17 protein-coding genes are annotated in these 16,389 nt (G+C 67.3%); 12 read left to right on the top strand and 5 right to left on the bottom strand.

Going from position 1 to position 16,389, the window contains the following annotated elements:
• The first annotated feature begins 5 nt into the window (after window positions 1–5).
• A complete protein-coding gene (locus tag WHH00_RS03430) occupies window positions 6–713 on the top strand; it encodes a sortase domain-bontaining protein (protein WP_406638480.1) in 708 nt (235 codons plus the stop codon).
• 100 nt (window positions 714–813) lie between these two features.
• Window positions 814–1,482 (top strand): hypothetical protein, encoded by a 669-nt coding sequence (locus tag WHH00_RS03425; protein ID WP_406636548.1) that lies wholly within the window; start codon window positions 814–816, stop codon window positions 1,480–1,482.
• Between the two features lie 6 nt (window positions 1,483–1,488).
• On the opposite strand, the gene WHH00_RS03420 is transcribed toward WHH00_RS03425, so the two are convergent.
• Entirely contained in the window at window positions 1,489–2,160 is a 672-nt protein-coding gene (locus tag WHH00_RS03420) for a PAS and ANTAR domain-containing protein (protein WP_406636546.1), read from the bottom strand.
• A gap of 293 nt (window positions 2,161–2,453) precedes the next feature.
• Here WHH00_RS03420 and WHH00_RS03415 point away from each other — a divergent pair, with 293 nt between their 5' ends.
• The 4 genes from WHH00_RS03415 to WHH00_RS03400 all read left to right on the top strand — a co-directional run bounded on the left by WHH00_RS03415 (window position 2,454) and on the right by WHH00_RS03400 (window position 6,288).
• Complete coding sequence (locus WHH00_RS03415) at window positions 2,454–2,789, top strand: heavy-metal-associated domain-containing protein (protein WP_406636544.1); 336 nt, start codon at window positions 2,454–2,456, stop codon at window positions 2,787–2,789.
• 54 nt (window positions 2,790–2,843) lie between these two features.
• A complete protein-coding gene (locus WHH00_RS03410) occupies window positions 2,844–4,961 on the top strand; it encodes a copper-translocating P-type ATPase (protein ID WP_406636542.1) in 2,118 nt (705 codons plus the stop codon).
• Between the two features lie 118 nt (window positions 4,962–5,079).
• Window positions 5,080–5,598 (top strand): hypothetical protein, encoded by a 519-nt coding sequence (locus WHH00_RS03405; RefSeq protein ID WP_406636540.1) that lies wholly within the window; start codon window positions 5,080–5,082, stop codon window positions 5,596–5,598.
• A gap of 72 nt (window positions 5,599–5,670) precedes the next feature.
• Window positions 5,671–6,288 (top strand): DUF305 domain-containing protein, encoded by a 618-nt coding sequence (locus WHH00_RS03400; RefSeq protein WP_406636538.1) that lies wholly within the window; start codon window positions 5,671–5,673, stop codon window positions 6,286–6,288.
• Window positions 6,289–6,508: 220 nt separating this feature from the next.
• Here the strand turns inward: WHH00_RS03400 and WHH00_RS03395 are convergent, their stop codons facing one another.
• Window positions 6,509–7,756, bottom strand: a complete 1,248-nt coding sequence (locus tag WHH00_RS03395; RefSeq protein ID WP_406636536.1) for an FAD-dependent oxidoreductase — start codon at window positions 7,754–7,756, stop codon at window positions 6,509–6,511.
• Between the two features lie 236 nt (window positions 7,757–7,992).
• Between WHH00_RS03395 and WHH00_RS03390 the strand changes: the two genes are divergently transcribed.
• The 4 genes from WHH00_RS03390 (at window position 7,993) to WHH00_RS03375 (ending at window position 12,919) form a co-directional block, all read left to right on the top strand.
• The gene (locus WHH00_RS03390; protein ID WP_406636534.1) at window positions 7,993–8,631 is read left to right on the top strand and encodes a low molecular weight phosphatase family protein; all 639 of its coding nucleotides are present in this window, start codon (window positions 7,993–7,995) and stop codon (window positions 8,629–8,631) included.
• Between the two features lie 100 nt (window positions 8,632–8,731).
• The gene (locus WHH00_RS03385) at window positions 8,732–9,886 is read left to right on the top strand and encodes an LCP family protein (RefSeq protein ID WP_406636532.1); all 1,155 of its coding nucleotides are present in this window, start codon (window positions 8,732–8,734) and stop codon (window positions 9,884–9,886) included.
• Between the two features lie 156 nt (window positions 9,887–10,042).
• Window positions 10,043–11,098, top strand: coding sequence for an LCP family protein (locus WHH00_RS03380; RefSeq protein WP_406636530.1), 1,056 nt, complete (start codon window positions 10,043–10,045; stop codon window positions 11,096–11,098).
• A gap of 120 nt (window positions 11,099–11,218) precedes the next feature.
• The gene (locus WHH00_RS03375) at window positions 11,219–12,919 is read left to right on the top strand and encodes an alkaline phosphatase D family protein (protein ID WP_406636528.1); all 1,701 of its coding nucleotides are present in this window, start codon (window positions 11,219–11,221) and stop codon (window positions 12,917–12,919) included.
• A gap of 12 nt (window positions 12,920–12,931) precedes the next feature.
• On the opposite strand, the gene WHH00_RS03370 is transcribed toward WHH00_RS03375, so the two are convergent.
• Window positions 12,932–13,318 carry an HAAS signaling domain-containing protein gene (locus tag WHH00_RS03370; protein WP_406636526.1) on the bottom strand — a complete coding sequence of 129 codons (387 nt, stop codon included), beginning with the start codon at window positions 13,316–13,318 and terminating at the stop codon, window positions 12,932–12,934.
• 5 nt (window positions 13,319–13,323) lie between these two features.
• Window positions 13,324–13,668: a PadR family transcriptional regulator gene (locus WHH00_RS03365; RefSeq protein WP_406636524.1), complete on the bottom strand. Its 345-nt coding sequence runs from the start codon at window positions 13,666–13,668 to the stop codon at window positions 13,324–13,326.
• 166 nt (window positions 13,669–13,834) lie between these two features.
• On the opposite strand from WHH00_RS03365, the gene WHH00_RS03360 reads away from it, so the two are divergent.
• Complete coding sequence (locus tag WHH00_RS03360; RefSeq protein WP_406636522.1) at window positions 13,835–14,611, top strand: histidine phosphatase family protein; 777 nt, start codon at window positions 13,835–13,837, stop codon at window positions 14,609–14,611.
• Window positions 14,595–15,521 (top strand): NAD(P)H-hydrate dehydratase, encoded by a 927-nt coding sequence (locus WHH00_RS03355; RefSeq protein ID WP_406636520.1) that lies wholly within the window; start codon window positions 14,595–14,597, stop codon window positions 15,519–15,521. The genes WHH00_RS03360 and WHH00_RS03355 overlap by 17 nt, the downstream gene beginning before the upstream one ends.
• 212 nt (window positions 15,522–15,733) lie before the next feature.
• Here the strand turns inward: WHH00_RS03355 and WHH00_RS03350 are convergent, their stop codons facing one another.
• Window positions 15,734–16,156: an Hsp20/alpha crystallin family protein gene (locus WHH00_RS03350; protein ID WP_190613259.1), complete on the bottom strand. Its 423-nt coding sequence runs from the start codon at window positions 16,154–16,156 to the stop codon at window positions 15,734–15,736.
• Window positions 16,157–16,389: the final 233 nt, after the last annotated feature.

The raw sequence follows: 16,389 nt of genomic DNA, 5'->3' as shown, positions 1-16,389 counted from the left end.
CACTCATGAAATCCGGCCGCCGCGGGGGCTTTCGGGCCACCACGGCGGCCGGGCTTCTGCTCATCCTGGCCCTCAGCGGCTGCGGCGCCGCGGCTTCCGGGCCGCCCGACGCCGGTGCCGCACCTTCCGCTTCCGGCGCACCGTCCGCGGCCCCCGCCCCGCCTCCGGCCAGTCCGGCGGTACCGGCACCAGCCCCGTCCACTCCGGCACCGCCCCCATCCACCCCGGCGACTGCAGCCCCAGAACCGGCAGCCCTGCCCCGGTCAGAGCCGGTGGTCCTGGAAATCCCCGCCATCGGCGTGCGGACCGATCTACTCAAGCTCGGCCTGCGGGAGAACGGCTCGCTCGAGGTACCGCAGGACACCGGCAACGGCGCTCCGGCCAGCTGGTACAACGGCTCCCCCACCCCCGGCGAACGTGGACCGTCCGTCATGCTGGGCCACGTCAACTCTCCCAGCGGCCGCGGCGGAGTGTTCGCGGACCTCCGCAAGCTCACCCCCGGAGCCGAAATCAACGTCTCGCGAACCGACGGCAGCACCGCCGTGTTCACGGTTGACCGGGGCGCCCTCTACAGCAAGAACGACTTCCCCACGCTGGAGGTCTACGGAAACACGGCAGGGTCCGAACTCCGGCTGATCACCTGCGACGGCTACGACCCCGCCACGGGGCTCTTCGATGACAACTACGTCATCTACGCCAAGCTCAAAGCCTGACCTCTTACCCGCCAAAGCCCTTTCCCGCCAACGCCCAATCCCCCAGGAACCGAACAAACGGCCGCGAACCCGAACAGGGTGCGGCCAGGACGGACGAGTCATGACACACCGCACCCCGCTGCTTGCTTCGCTTGCTGTTTCAGCCCTGCTGCTCTCCGGCTGCGCTGCTGCGGCGGGGTCTGTGGGAGCGGCTCCAGCGCCGTCGTCGGACGTTTCCTCCCCGGCGGCCGGAGCCCCAGCGGCCGGAGCGCCGGCATCCGCATCCCCCTCAACGCAGGGCGGCCACGCGGGGCACCACGGCGGGGGCTCCCCTTCCCAGCGCACCACCGCCAGCGGGCCCAGTGAAGCCGCGAAGATGGTGTGCGGCGAACAGCCAATGGACAGGCTCACCGAGATCCTGGACCTTGGGCAGGAGCCGCACACGGTGGACAGCTGGGCGGACAGCACGTTCACGTGCACCTACCACCTGGACGAGGGTGCGCTGGAAATTTCCGTCAGGGAAGCGCCGGACAAGGCCGCGGCGTTGACCTACTTTGACGCCATGCAGGCCCTGGCGGTGGATGCGGCGCCCATCGAAGGGCTCGCCAACCTCGGCTTTCCGGCCTACGAGACCGCGGACGGATCGGCAGTGTTCCAGAAGGACAACTTTGTCCTGCACGTGGACGCCTCGGACCTGCCGGAGGCCACGGGACCGGACGGCATCAGCCGCAATGCGCTTGCCTACCAGCTATCCACCACCATCCTGGCGTGCTGGGTGGAGCACCACTAACCGGCCCTAGACAGCCCGCTTCCGCGGCGCGGCAGTCCCCCGGCCATCCATCTCGATGGCCTTGACGGCAGCGTCCAGGTACTGGCGCGATCCTGCCGCGTTGGCCAGCTGCACCAGCTCCGCCGCCACCACCACCAGCTTCACGTTCCGGTGGCTGCTGGTGCTTACCAGCATCTGGAACGCGTCCTCGGACCCCATTCCCAGCTGGCCCATGAGGATGCCGCGGGCCTGGTCTATGACAGTGCGGGTGGACGTGGCACCGATGACAGCGTCCCGGGCCGTCTGCTCGGTCTCGCGCTGGAGCGTTGAGGTGAGGTCAACCATCACACCCTCCAAGGCGGTGACCTTGCCGCCCATCTCAATGGCGTCACCGGACGTCAGGACCCGCCGGGTGCGCCCCTGGGCATCGATGATGCGGTGGTACATGCAGAAATAGCCGCCGGTCCGGACAACCTGGGCAACAATCTCCTCGCACCGGGGCCTGTCCGCCGGATGCTTGTGGGAGAAGAGCAGCTCCAGGGTGGGCACCACCTCGCCCCGCCGGTATCCGTGCAGCTGGAACATGTCGTCAGACCAGCTGATCTTCCCGGTTTCAAGATCGGCACGGAACGTTCCGGCAAGGCACTGGTTGTCCCCCAGCGCGCTCGAATAGGTATAAGGGCCGGTCAGCTCTGACACAGGGCCACCTCCATGTAGCGTCCAACACGTCCCCGGCCGTTGGCACAGTCCGCACTTATCCCATTATGGCCGGGCATGGCCCCTGTGGGTAAGGACTAATGGCCCCTTCCCCGTGGCGCGGGTGTTCCGTGGTGGCAGAAAAGGGTTGACGCTTATACCCCCTAGGGGTATATTCAAGGTGTTGTCAGTGAAGTGGTATGTCCCGGCCGGTGCCCCACACCGCGCCATCACAGCCGTTCAACCCCAGCACCTGCCCCGCAAGGAATCGCCCTTCACCTAGGAATGGAACTGACATGTTTGACATTGAGAACCGCACCGAGCTTCCCCTGGCCTCCAGCGCCGGCTGCAGCTGCTGCTCCCCCGCCGGCCACGCACAGGAGGCGCCGGCCGCCGTCGTAATTTCCGACGCCGATACCCCTTCCCTGCGGACGTTCGGCGTCGAGGGCCTCACCTGCGGGCACTGCGTGCAGACGGTGGAGAAGGCCGTCTCCGCCCTTGACGGCGTCGAGTCGGCATCCGTTGACCTGGTAGCAGGCGGCCGTTCCGGCCTTACCGTGGCCGGTTCCGCCACAGACGCGGCGGTCCGCCAGGCCGTCACCGCAGCCGGGTATTCCCTGGCTTCCAACTGATTTTTCCGCGCCGGGGCTGCTGCCCCGGCCGCGGCGCCCTCCAAGGAGGAACAGATGCAGGACCACCAGCACCATCACGACGACGACCGCCCCTCACGCGGCACCCTCACCGAATCCGCGGCTGCTTCAGCCGACGCCGGGCACGGCGCCCGCCACGATGACGACCATACTGTCCACACCCACGGGCAGCATGCCGGACACAGCACGGCCATGTTCAAGAACAGGTTTTGGCTGACGCTGGCCCTCTCCGTCCCCGTGGTCTATTTCAGCCTCATGGTGGGGCACATCCTGGGTTACATGGCCCCCATGTTCCCCGGATCGACCTGGATCCCGCCCGTTTTGGGCACGGTGATCTTCCTCTACGGCGGCCAGCCGTTCCTCAAGGGCGGCCTGCAGGAGCTCAAGGACCGCCGGCCGGGCATGATGCTGCTGATCGCCATGGCCATCACGGTGGCGTTCGCCGCCTCCTGGGTCACCAGCCTTGGCATCGGCGGGTTCGACCTGGACTTCTGGTGGGAACTTGCCCTGCTGGTGGCCATCATGCTGCTGGGCCACTGGATCGAGATGCGCGCCCTGGGGTCTGCGCAGGGGGCTTTGGATGCCCTCGCCGCGCTGCTGCCTGATGAAGCCGAGCGCATTACGGGCACCGGCACGGAAACCGTTCCCGTCTCCGAACTCCAGCCTGATGACCTGGTCCTGGTCCGCTCCGGTGCCCGGATGCCCGCCGACGGAACGGTGGTGGAAGGGCAGGCCGAGGTCGACGAATCCATGATCACGGGCGAATCCAAGACCGTGCCCCGCGGGCCCGGAGACGCCGTGGTGGCCGGAACCGTGGCCACCGACACCAGCGTCCGCGTCCGGGTCACCGCCGTGGGCGACGACACCGCCCTGGCTGGCATCCAGCGGCTGGTGGCCGAGGCACAGTCGTCATCCTCGCGCGCCCAGGCCCTGGCCGACCGCGCCGCAGCCTTCCTGTTCTACTTTGCCGCCGGCGCAGGTGTCCTGACGTTCATCGCCTGGACGCTGCTGGGCAGCATCCCGGAAGCGGTCACCCGCACCGTAACCGTGCTGGTCATCGCGTGCCCCCACGCCCTGGGCCTGGCCATCCCGCTGGTGATCGCCATCTCCACTGAGCAGGCAGCCCGTGCCGGGGTGCTGATCAAGAACCGGATGGCGTTGGAGCGGATGCGCACCATCGACGTTGTCCTCTTTGACAAGACCGGCACGCTCACCACGGGCGCACCGCAGCTCAAGGACGTGGCAGCCGCCGAAGGAGTGGACGCCGATGAGCTGCTGGCCTTGGCCGCCGCCGTCGAGTCGGACAGCGAGCACCCCGTGGCACGGGCGATCGTCCGCGCGGCCCGCGAACGCAACCTCACCCTTCCGGTTGCCACCGGATCCACCTCCCTGACCGGCCGCGGCGTGCGGGCCAGCGTGGACGGACGTACCGTGCACGTGGGCGGGCCCGCGCTCCTGCGCGAGCTGGGCGCCGTCGAACCTTCCGCACTGGCGCAGTCCACCCGGGCGTGGATGGACCGCGGCGCTGCCGTCCTGCATGTGATTGACGACGACGGCCGCGTGCTGGGCGCCGTCAGACTGGAGGACGCGGTGCGTGCGGAGTCACGCCAGGCCGTGGCGGCGCTGCAGAACCGCGGCGTCAAGGTGGGCATGATCACCGGCGACGCCCGGCAGGTGGCCCAAGCCGTGGCCGAGGACCTGAACATCGACGAGGTGTTCGCCGAAGTCCTGCCCGCGGACAAGGACAAGAAGGTTGCCGAACTGCAGGCCCGCGGGCTGAAGGTGGCCATGGTGGGCGACGGCGTCAACGACTCACCGGCGCTGGCCCGCGCAGAGGTGGGCATCGCGATCGGCGCCGGCACGGATGTGGCCATGGAATCCGCCGGGGTGGTGCTGGCCGGAAACGATCCCCGCGCCGTGCTGTCCATGGTGGACCTGTCCCGCGCCAGCTACCGCAAGATGTGGCAGAACCTGGTGTGGGCCACCGGCTACAACATCCTGTCCGTGCCGCTGGCCGCGGGTGTCCTGGCGTTCGCCGGGGTGGTGCTCTCGCCGGCAGCCGGGGCCGTCCTGATGTCCGCATCCACTATTGTGGTGGCTCTGAATGCCCAGCTGCTGCGGCGGGTGAAACTCAACCCGTCCGAGGTACGTTGAAAGAACTGGGCACCGCCTGTCCTGAAGTCCAGTTCAGCAGCAGTCCAGTCCAGCCCGATCCAAACCAGTCCATCCAGTCCAGAATGATCCAGTCCAGACCCGCGAAGGAGGAACCAGCATGACCGCACGCGCCAGCGTCTTGTCGGCAGCTTTCCTCCGCGCGGGGCTGCTGGCTGCGGTGATGGCCATTGTGGCCGGGATCTTCGGCATGCACGTCATGACCGCGGACCATTCGTCCCACTCAGTCCACGCGGACGTCTCCCGCACTGCCGGGGACGCCGCCGTCGGGCATGCTCCCGTTGGGCATACCGCGGAGGAACACGCCGCCGTGGGGCACACGGCCGGGCACGCCGCCGTCGGACATTCTGCAACTGGCCACCCAGCCAGCGCGGCAGACGCAGCTGGTGCGGGCGAATCCTTCACCGCCTCCGAATCCTGCAGCGCGGGCTGCCCGAATGCGCGGGAAGCCGGCGCGTCCTGCACCCCGCTGGCAAAGGCCGGATCGTTGGCGGCCGTCCCGCCCCCGGCCGGCCACACCGCACTTCTGGCGCCCGCGGCAGGCACCCGCGGGGCCACCGGATACTCCTTCATCCCGCCCAGCCCAACACCCTGCGAACTGTCCATCAGCCGAACGTAAACGGACTGCGCCGCGAGGCCAGCCACGCCTCCACACGCCCAGTTCACCCACTTCCCTGAAGGACCACCAACAATGAACAGCAAGATCAAATCCCTGTCCGTCGCCGCTGCGCTGGCAGCCTCGCTCGGCCTGGCCGGATGCGCCGCCGATTCCGGCAGCACCGGCGGAAGCACCATGCCCATGAACCACAGCTCCGGCCCCGCGTCCAGCATGATGCCGGATGCAAGTGCCGGCCACAACCCGGCGGACATCGCCTTTTCCCAGATGATGATCCCGCACCACGCGCAGGCCGTGGAGATGAGCGACATGATCCTGGCGAAACCGGATATGCCCGCGGAGGTCACCGCCCTGGCCACCAAGATCAAGGACGCGCAGGCTCCTGAGATCGAAACCATGACCGGATGGCTCGAGGGCTGGAACGTGCCCACCATGATGTCCGACCACTCCGGGCATGGAATGACCGGCATGGTCGATTCAGAGGGCATGGAGAAGCTCAAGGAGGCCCAGGGAACGGACGCCGTCCGGCTCTTCCTGGAGCACATGATCGGACACCATGAAGGCGCCGTGGACATGGCGCAGCAGGAGATCGGGGCAGGCAAGCACCCCGAAAGCATCCAGCTCGCCCGCGACATCATCACCGCCCAGGAGGCGGAGATCGCCGAGATGAAGGAGATGCTGGCCGGCCTCTAACCCTCCCCCGGTACGCTCTCTCACTTAATGCCGGTTCTGCGCGGACGCTCTCTCACTTAACGCCGGTTCTACGCGGACGCTCTCTCACTTAACGCCGGTTCTACGCGGACGCTCTTCCACTTTCCTTGGGAAGGTGAGAGAGCGTCCGTTCGATCACCGCATTAAGGGAGAGAGCGTCCGTTCGATCACCGCATTAAGGGAGAGAGCGTCCGTCTGGTGATCAGCGCCGGCGGGTGGATCGCCTTGATGCGGGTGCCGCCGGTTTCACGTGCTCGGGGCGGATTCCGACGCCGATAAACCGTGCGGTGAAGCGGCGCAACAGCGGCGAGGCGAGACGGATCAGCGCAACCACCCAACCCGGTGCGAAGCGGCGGCCCGTGGCTGCCCTGGAGATGGCCTTGTGCCCGTTGCGCTGGATCAGCTGCATAACCTTCACCGGCAGCTCGCGGCGCCGCTGCACCGCTGCGAGTTTCTCCACCGGCACAGCCCCGCCAGCCAGATCCCCGGAGACGGCGTTGAACAGCGCTACCGCGTCCTGAATGGCGAAGTTCACGCCTACCCCGAACACCGGTGACATTGCGTGGGCGGCATCGCCGATGGCCATGAACCCGGGCCGGTACCAGCGCCGCAGCCGGTTGATCTGGACGGAGAGGAGCTTGACCTGGCCCCAGTCCTGCAGGGTGCCCACCACCGGCTGGAGCACGGGAGCCGCGCGCGCAAGCCGTTCACGGAAGGCGTCCAGCCCTGCCCCGCGCAGCTCGTCCAGACCTCCTTTTCGGATGGCCATGCCCGACTGGTACCTGTCGCCCCGGTCAAGCGTGAGGACCATCCCGCGGGAGGAGATATACCCGAGGGTTACGGGCGGCGGCGATGGCGGTTTGGGAAGGTTGAACCACAGCACATCGATGGGCACACCGAATTCATCAGGTACCAGCCCGGCCGCAGCCCGGAGCACCGACGCCCGCCCGTCCGCTGCGACGGTCAGCGTGGCACGGACGTCCCGTCCGCCGTCGGGCGTTTCAACCCGCACGCCCCGCACCTGGTCCTGCTCCATGATCAGCCCGGTGGCCTCTGTGTTCATGAGCAGCTCGAAGGTGGGGAAGGCTGCCGCCTCGCGGGCCAGGAAGTTCAGAAAGTCCCACTGCGGCGCCAGGACCAGGAAGTTGTCCGGTGCCCTGAGGGTGCGGAAGTCAGCCATGGTGATGCGCTGCCCCTCCACCACGGCGTCAAGGGTGGGCAGACGCGTGAGGGGCAGTTGCAGGAATTTTTCACGCAACCCGAGCTCGCCGAGGAGGGTCACCGTGGAAGGGTGCACCGTGTCGCCGCGGAAGTCGCGCAGGAAGTCCGCGTGCTTCTCCAGCACGGTGACTTTCAGGCCGGCGCGCGCCAGCAGGTAGCCGAGCACCATGCCGGCCGGGCCCCCGCCGGCAATCACGCAGTCGCGTCCGGGCTGGTCTCCTGGGCTCATGGTGCCACTCCTCCGCATTGGGCCTGCCTCAATGGTGGCCGCAGTTCCGCTGGAATGGTAGTGACGCGCACCGGTTTCGCCACAGGGAGTGATAGAGCGTCACGGGAAAAGCAGCGTCAAGTGATAGAGCGTCACGGGAAAAGCAGCGGTAAGTGAGAGAGCGTGCGGGTGTTGCGTGTTAAGTTGAAACGTACGGGCCGGACGGTCCGCGCACCGGCTGGAAAGAGAAAATCCCCTTGGACACATCCGCACCAGTACGAATCCTCACCGTCTGCACCGGCAACATCTGCCGCTCGCCGGTGGCCGAGAGGCTGCTGCAGGCAGGCCTGAACCAGGCGGTGCCGGGCGGTTTCGTGGTCGCCAGCGCAGGGACGCGCGCCATGGTGGGCGAGCCCATGCAGCCCATCTCAGCGGACATCGTGCGCACCTTCGGCGGGGACCCGGACAACTTCGCGGCCCGCCAGCTGACCCCGGCGATCCTGCGTGGCGTGGACCTGGTGCTCACCATGACCACGGGACACCGCGGCGAAGTGCTCCAGCTGGACGCCTCGCTCCTCAAGCGGACCTTCACCATCCGCGAGTTCGCCCGCATGCTCGACGTCCTGGACCAGCGTGCGGCAGCGACGGACGAGGGCACGCCCCCTGCAGGAGTGGCCGACGACGGCGAACGGCTGGCTGCCAACGCCGCCTTCTGGAAGAGCCTGGCAGCACGGGCCGCGGGGGTCCGGCACTTGTCCCTGCCGCCCAACGCAGGGGACAACGACATCATCGACCCCTACCGGCGCTCGCCCGAGGTGTACCGGCAGATGGAAGACGAGCTGGCTCCGGCCATCGTCTCCATCCTCCGCCACGCCCGGCTGAACGTTCCCGCCTGAACCGGCTTCCGCCGTCGTCATTCCAACCTGTGGTTTTCTCTGCGGTTTTTCTGCGGATTCCCCCGATGTAATGAAAATTTGCCGATGCTAATTTTCCCAAATGGGCATCCAGCTGCACGATCCAAGCACCCAGCCAGCCGACGCACCCGAGCCAGCCAAACGCCGCAGGCGCCATCCGTTGCGGACCATCCTGCTGGTGCTCCTTGCCGTGGCAATCATCGTTCCTGCCTCCCTCGGGGCCTACCTGTACAACCTGGGACAGATCTACGAGTCCGAGATCACCACCATCGACTCTCCCTGGCCGGCGGAATCCACCCGTCCCCAGCGCCAGCAGCCGGGCACGGCCGCGGGAGAAGCAGCACCGGGTGACGCTGGCGGGTCCGGCGGAAGCCAGCCCGGCGGCGGAACCGCGGAGGGCAGCCAAAATGCCATGGCCGACGGCATGCTGAACATCCTGGTGATGGGCAGCGACAGCCGCGGCGCCACAACCGACGAAGCGTTGTCCGGCGGCAACTCCAACCAGCGCGCCGACACCCTCATGCTGGTGCACGTTCCTGCGGACAGGTCCAAGATCTTCACCGTCTCCCTCATGCGCGACCTGTGGGTAGACATTCCGGGCAATGGCCAGGCCAAGATCAACGCAGCCCTCGCGTACGGCGGCGTCCCGCTGATGGTGCAGACGGTCGAATCATTGTTCAACCAGCGCATCGACCATGTGGCCATGATCGACTTCGAAGGCTTTGTGGGCATGACCGATGCCCTGGGCGGGGTGGAAGTGAACGTCACGCAGCCGTTTGTGTCGCCGCACAGCAGCAAGAAGTACGCCAAGGGCCCCACGGTCCTGGACGGCAAGGGCGCCCTGGATTTTGTCCGCGAGCGCTACGCCTACGCGGACGGCGACTACCAGCGGGTGCGCAACCAGCAGGCCTTCCTGCAGGCGCTGCTGGCCAAGAACCTCAGCCGGGACACGCTCCTGAACCCCGTGAAGATCCACAACGTCATCAGCTCCATGGCTCCGTTCGTCAGCGCGGACAGCGGCCTGAACGCCGGAACCCTGGCACGGCTGGGGCTGGAGCTCCGCAACGTCCGGTCCGACGACATGGAAATGTTCACCCTTCCAACCCTTGGAACGGGAACGTCGGCGGACGGCCAGTCGATCGTGATCCCGGACCGCAACGCCATCGCGGGGCTCTCGAGGGCGCTGGCAGATGACAGTTTGGACAAGTTTGTAGCCAGCAGGGGCCTTGCGGGCTGACACTGATCCCACCTACCCACAATGAGGTGAGACATCGTGAGCACACCTGGCGGTTCTGATTCTTCCGGTCCTGGTTCATCGGGTCCTGGTTCTTCCGGGGCCGGGGGCACGGGCCCAACCGATCCCCCCGCGTCCGGGCCGCACGGCGGCAGCTGGGTGGCGCACGGCCGGCGGCGGTGGATCGCGGCGCTGCTGGCGTTCGTCCTTGTGGTGGTGGCCGCCGTCGCCGTGATCAGCCTGAACCGGCCCGGCACCGAGGCGCAGCCCGCCGCAACGCAGAGCGAAACGCCGTCGCCCTCCCCGTCGGAGACTCCGTCCCCCTCGGAAACCCCTTCAGAAACACCTCCCCCGGCGCCTGCTCCCCCGCCGCCTCCGGAGCCCATCCCGGACCTGCCCGCTGTCCCAATGAACGTGCTGGTGATCGGCAGTGACATGCGCGGCGTTGCGAAGGACGCGGCGGCACATACGGCAGCAACCGGCGAAGCGATGGACCACCGTTCGGACACCCTGATGGTGGTGCACGTCCCTGCCGACCGCAGGACCCTGTACATCGTGTCCATCAACAGGGACACCTGGGTGGACATCCCGGGCTTCGGCGGCGGAAAGATCAACGCCGGGCTGCAGTACGGCGGGATCGACATGACCACCCAGACCGTGCAGCAGCTGCTCGGGATCACCATCGACCACACCCTGATGCTGGACTTCGGCGGCCTCAAAGTCCTGGTGGACGGGCTGGGCGGGATCGACGTCAACGTCCCCATCCCTTTCCAGTCCACGCATGACACCGGCCACGTCTTCGGCCCCGGCGTGAACCACCTGGACGGACAGGCGGCGCTGGAGTTTTCCCGGGAGCGGTACGCCTTCGCTGACGGTGACTTCCAGCGGGTCCGCAACCAGCAGATCCTGCTCAAGTCCATCCTGACCCGGCTGACCGCGGGTGGCGTCCTCAACGACGTCAACGCCGTCCGCAGCCTGGTGGACTTCGCTTCCTGCTGCCTCACCGTGAACAAGGGCTTCGACCCGGTCCAGGCCGCTATCCTTGCCTACAGCCTGCGGAACCTGGACACCAACGCCATCGGCACCATGACACTGCCCACCGCCGGAGCCGGGTTCGTGGCAGGCCAGTCCGTGCTGTTTCCGGATTACGGGGCCATCAACGCCGTGGGTGCTGCGCTGCGGGAGGGGCGGATCGGCGAATTCGCGGTTCCGTAAGCCGGCCCGGGGTCAGCGCGGGCTGTCCACCTGTGTGAGTTCCCGCTGTTCATCACCGAATCACCCCGCGTTCACCCGCGGGCCAGCGTCCGTGCGCCAGGCGGCGGCAGCCTGAGGGGCATGACTTCCACTCCACCGGCCGACGTATCGCGCCGCACCATCGTCAAGGGATCCGTCCTCGCCGCCGCGCTGGCCGCCGTGCCGGCCGCAGCACAGGCCGGCACCGTCCAGGCTGCCCCGCACAACACAGGAGGCGTCGCGCTGGTGCGGAACCGGCTCACGCTGCCCAGCGGCATCGCCACCGGAGACGTCACCTCGGACTCGGCGGTGCTGTGGTCGCGCGCGTCGGGATCCGGGCGGATGACGGCGATCCTGCGGGCCGTTGACGACGGCGGCGAGGTGCTGCGCGGCCGCGGCGCCTTCGAGCGCGTCCTGCGGGGACCCCGCGCCACCCAGGCCTCCGACTTTACCGCCAAGATCCACGCCGGCAACCTGCCGTCCAACACCCGGTTCGCGCTGGAGATCAGCTTCGAGGACGACGGCGGCGCGTCCGGTGAGAGCATGCGCGGCACTTTCCGCACGGCTCCGGATGCCGGGACGTACAACGGCCGGGGCCGCACCGGCGACTCAAGCAACGGAGGCGACGCGCCGTCGTCGTCCGCCCAAAGCTTTGTATGGACCGGCGATACGGCCGGGCAGGGCTGGGGCATCAATGAGGAGATCGGCGGCATGCGCGGCTACCGGGCCATGCACCAGACGCGGCCGGACTTCTTCATCCACTCGGGAGACACCGTGTACGCGGACGGTCCGCTCACTGAAACGGTGGTGGAGAAGGACGGGCAGGTGTGGCGGAACCTGGTCACCGAGGAGGTGTCCAAGGTGGCCGAAACCCTCACGGAGTTCCGCGGCAGGCACCGCTACAACTCGATGGACGCCAACATGCGCGCCATGTTCGCCGACGTCCCGGTGATCGCCAACTGGGACGACCACGAAACCACCAACAACTGGTATCCCGGCGAAATCCTCGAGGACCCGCGCTACACCGTGCGGGATGCTAACACCCTCGCCGCCCGCGGCCGGCAGGCGTGGCAGGAGAACATGCCCATCGCCGACTCCGCGGCACTGTGGCGGCCGGGAACGTTCGACGACGCCGGCCAGTACCAGCCCGCCCGCATCTACCGGAAGATCAGCCGCGGCCCGCAGCTGGACATCTTCTGCCTGGACATGCGCACGTTCAAGTCGCCCAACACGGACGGCAAGGAACCTTACGCCACAGCCCTCCTGGGCCAGGAGCAGGTGGACTGGCTGATCCGCGAGGTCTCGAAGTCGAAGGCGACATGGAAGGTGATAGCAGCGGACCTGCCGCTGGGGATCATCGTGCCCGACGGCGCCGTGAACCAGGAGAGCCTGGCCAACCGTGATCCCGGCGCGCCTTTGGGCCGCGAGCTCGAGATTGCCGGGGTGCTGAGCGCCTTCAAGCGCAACCGGGTGAAGAACGTGGTGTGGCTGACCGCGGACGTGCATTACTGCGCCGCGCACCACTACTCCCCCGAGCGGGCGGCGTTCACCGACTTCGACCCGTTCTGGGAGTTCGTGGCCGGCCCCATTGCGGCGGGATCTTTCGGCCCGAACGCCATGGACGGCACGTTTGGCCCCGAGGTGGTGTTCTCGAAGGCCGGGCGCTTCCCCGGGGAGTCACCGCGCGACGGCGAGAACCAGTTCTTCGGGCACGTCCAGCTGGATTCCGACACCTTCACGGTGAGCCTGCGGAACGCCAACGGCGCCACGGTGTTCTCGAAGGTGCTGACGCCGGAGCGGTAGGGCTGCCCGGTGTTACCGCAGGTCCGGGAGGCGCCTGTCCATCAGCTGGCCGGTCACGATCAGGGCAGCGGTGACGGCAACCACCGCACCAAAATAGGTGAGCGTCCCGGAGACGCCGAAGCTGATGTCGAAGGTCCCCCGAAGGACCAGATAGGCGGCGAGTGTCACGATGACAACAAGCCCGGCAAGGGTTCCCACCCGGGCGCCCCCGGACGTGGTTGTGCCTGCGGCGAATGAGGCGGCGTACTCGCGCGGCTGCCCGAAGGCCGCAACCCCGCTTTCGCCGCTCTCAGCCAGGTGGCTGCTGACTTCCTGCAGCGTGTTCCGGACCATGTCTTCACCGTGTTTCCGATGGCGCAGTTCATAGGCCAGGGTCTTCAGGTATTCCTCTGTGGACATCACTTTCAGCCGTTCCTCTCGTGGAGCAGGTTCTTGATGAGATCTGCGAATTGGTTCCAGTCCGTGCTTGCGTCCTGCAGCCGCTGCTGCCCCATGGGAGTGAGGGAGTAGAACTTCTTACCCGGGCCGGCGTCCCCTTGGCGCCATTCGGAACTGACAAATCCATCCGTTTCCAGCCGGTTCAGCGCCGGGTAGACCGTCCCGCCGCTCAGTCCGTCAAAACCGGCAGCCTTCAGTGCCTGGATGATCTGGTACCCGTAGGCCTCGCCGCTTCCGGCGACCGCCTGCAGGATGCAGGTGGGGAGCACAGCCCTGACCCAGTCGCTGGGCCACCGTTTGTCTGGGGTCATAACTAGATAGTGTCATGGGTTAGGTTGTGACACAACCTATTCGGCGCACCGCCTGACGCCGTTGCACTGCCGCCAGCCGCCGTCGTCCGTTATTTTCCCTGGCCTATGGGTACGCCGCTGGTAGTGTTCCTGCATTCGGCAAGGCACACGGACGGAGTGATTCTTTGTGAAAGACGACGGACTGACAGAGGCTGTGCAGGAAGCCGGGGCGGTGGAGCTGCTGCTGATCCGCCACGGTGAAAGCGAAGGGAACGTGGCTGCCACCGATGCGCGGATGGCCGGGGCGGAAGTCATTGCCGCGCCTGCCCGGGACGCCGACGTGAACCTCTCGGGCACCGGCCAGGAACAGGCCAAGGCCCTCGGCGCGGCACTGGCCCGGATCGCCGAGGAATTCCGGCCTGACGCCGTGGTCTCCTCCCCCTACGCGCGGGCCTTCCAGACGGCCGAGATCGCGGTGGAGGCTGCCGGCTGGCCGGTGAAGGTCCAGCTGGATGAGCGGCTCCGGGACCGGGAACTGGGCATCCTGGACAGGCTGACCCGGCTCGGCGTGGAGAAGCGCTACCCGGAGGAGGCCGAGCGCCGCGAGTGGCTGGGCAAGATGTACTATCGGCCGCCGGGCGGGGAATCCTGGGCAGACGTGGCCCTCCGCCTGCGCTCCGTCCTGGACGAACTGAACAACCTCGGCAGCGGGCACCGGGTGATGCTGGTGTGCCACGACGCCCTGATCATGCTGTTCCGGTACGTGCTGGAGGGGATGACCGAGAAGGAGCTCCTGGACCTGGCGGCCAGCACCTCCGTACTCAATGCCTCCATCACCCGGTTCGTGCGGCCTGCCGGCGAGGGCCCGTGGACGCTGGAGAGCTTCAACGTGGCGGACCACCTGACCGAACAGGGCGTAGCGGTCACCGAACACGGAGGGGATTCCAGTGTCCACCCCAAGTGATTCCGGTTCGCCAACCCTCGTGACGCCGTCGCTGCTGCGCGACTGGCCGCTGCCTGCACCCGGGGAGGACAAGTATTCGCGCGGCTCGGTCCTGGTGATCGGCGGCGCGCGGGCCACGCCGGGGGCGGCGCTGCTCGCCGGTGCGGCCGCGCTGCGCGCCGGGGCCGGGAAGCTCACCCTGGCGGTGGCGGAATCCGTGGCGGTGCAGGTGGGGGTGGCGCTGCCTGAGTGCGGGGCGATGGGACTGCCCGAAACGTCAAGCGGGTCCGTGACAGGTGAAGGGCTGGACCGGATCTCCTCGTACCTCGACAACGCCGACGCCATCCTGGTGGGCCCGGGCCTGGACGATCCGGACCTCGCCGAGGACCTGCTCCGTGCCCTGCTGGAGCGGGAGGCCGCCGCTGGGGAGAAGGACGACGGCGGAGGTCCCGCCGTCGTCCTCGATGCCTTTGCTTTGGGTGCCTTGGTGAACGTGGCGGACCGGTTCGGCCCGTGGAAGGGCCGCCTGATCCTGACGCCCAATCCCAAGGAGGCGGAGATCCTGCTGGGGCGGGACCTGAAGGACCTGCCGGCCGATGTCGTCGAAATTTCCGACAGGTACCAGGCCGTGGTGAGCTGCCAGGGGCTCATTGCCCGCCCGTCCGGTTTAGATGTGCCCGAGGAATCAGAGCTCTGGAAGATCACCACCGGCTACGGCGGGCTGGGCACATCCGGCAGCGGGGATGTTCTGGCGGGTGCCATCGCCGGCTTGCGTGCCCGTGGAACCACGGGCCCGCAGGCGGCCTGCTGGGGAACGCATCTTCACGCGGCTGCCGCTGACCGGCTTGCCAGCAGGCTGGGACCCTTGGGATTCCTGGCCCGCGAACTGGCCGACGAGCTGCCAGCCCTGATGCTGGAACTGAACACCTGATTCCGGGGCCGGGCCACGGGCGCCGGGCCAAGGAGTCCGGGCATGGGAGTCCGGGCATGGGACGACCCCCGGCCGAAGCCGGGGGCCACCGTATCGGGAAGTTCAGGCGCAACCTGCCGATGCGCGAGAAGCGCTGTGGCGTGCTCAGAATGGCCATCCGCCCTAAGAGGCAGTACACAATCAGTGCCCGACGTCCCGATCCTGTGTTGAAACTAGGCGGCGATTTCCTGCTTTGCCCCCTTCGTCTCAATTTCGATCTTCCGCGGTTTGGCCTTTTCGGCGACAGGAATCCGCAGTGTCAGGACACCGGCGTCGTACGTAGCCTTCACCTTCTCAGCATCCAGGGTGTCCCCGAGGATCAGCTGGCGGCTGAACACGCCGCGCGGCCGCTCGGAGGCGATCAACTCGGTGTCCTTCCCCGCAGGATCAGGCCGCTCGGCCTTGACCGTGAGGACGTTCCGTTCCACATCCAGGTCCACTGAATCCACATCGACGCCGGGCAGATCAAAGGCGACTACAAATTCCTGGTCCTCACGCCATGCGTCCATCGGCATAGCTGCCGGACGCGCTGCGGTGCCGAGGACCTGCTGGGCCAGCCTGTCCAGCTCGCGGAACGGATCGGTTCGCATCAACATGGCTTCCCTCCTCGTAAGAGACGGTCCAACACTTTTTGCTTTCAGCCGATCTGTATTGGCTGATACAGATTTTTTATCACTGGAGAGGCAGGTCCGCAAGCGTCTTGCGGGAGATTTTTTACTCCTTTTTTGGATAGTGTGACGCTCGCCGGAATGCGGAAAAGAGGCCCTCCGCCTTGTGCGGAAGGCCCCTTTGGAGAGACTGTTGTTGGGTTGGAATTTGGCGACGTTCG

The organism is Pseudarthrobacter quantipunctorum, assembly GCF_045291495.1.
Taxonomy (GTDB): Bacteria; Actinomycetota; Actinomycetes; order Actinomycetales; family Micrococcaceae; genus Arthrobacter; species Arthrobacter quantipunctorum.
Note: the sequence above shows the minus strand (reverse complement) of the source record. Positions and strands in the feature narration are given on the sequence as shown.

Coding starts and splice junctions, on each gene's coding strand:
- WHH00_RS03430 (WP_406638480.1), top strand. CDS start 6: ATGAAATCCGGCCGCCGCGGGGGCTTTCGGGCCACCACGGCGGCCGGG.
- WHH00_RS03425 (WP_406636548.1), top strand. CDS start 814: ATGACACACCGCACCCCGCTGCTTGCTTCGCTTGCTGTTTCAGCCCTG.
- WHH00_RS03415 (WP_406636544.1), top strand. CDS start 2,454: ATGTTTGACATTGAGAACCGCACCGAGCTTCCCCTGGCCTCCAGCGCC.
- WHH00_RS03410 (WP_406636542.1), top strand. CDS start 2,844: ATGCAGGACCACCAGCACCATCACGACGACGACCGCCCCTCACGCGGC.
- WHH00_RS03405 (WP_406636540.1), top strand. CDS start 5,080: ATGACCGCACGCGCCAGCGTCTTGTCGGCAGCTTTCCTCCGCGCGGGG.
- WHH00_RS03400 (WP_406636538.1), top strand. CDS start 5,671: ATGAACAGCAAGATCAAATCCCTGTCCGTCGCCGCTGCGCTGGCAGCC.
- WHH00_RS03395 (WP_406636536.1), bottom strand. CDS start 7,756: ATGAGCCCAGGAGACCAGCCCGGACGCGACTGCGTGATTGCCGGCGGG.
- WHH00_RS03385 (WP_406636532.1), top strand. CDS start 8,732: ATGGGCATCCAGCTGCACGATCCAAGCACCCAGCCAGCCGACGCACCC.
- WHH00_RS03375 (WP_406636528.1), top strand. CDS start 11,219: ATGACTTCCACTCCACCGGCCGACGTATCGCGCCGCACCATCGTCAAG.
- WHH00_RS03370 (WP_406636526.1), bottom strand. CDS start 13,318: ATGTCCACAGAGGAATACCTGAAGACCCTGGCCTATGAACTGCGCCAT.
- WHH00_RS03365 (WP_406636524.1), bottom strand. CDS start 13,668: ATGACCCCAGACAAACGGTGGCCCAGCGACTGGGTCAGGGCTGTGCTC.
- WHH00_RS03350 (WP_190613259.1), bottom strand. CDS start 16,156: ATGTTGATGCGAACCGATCCGTTCCGCGAGCTGGACAGGCTGGCCCAG.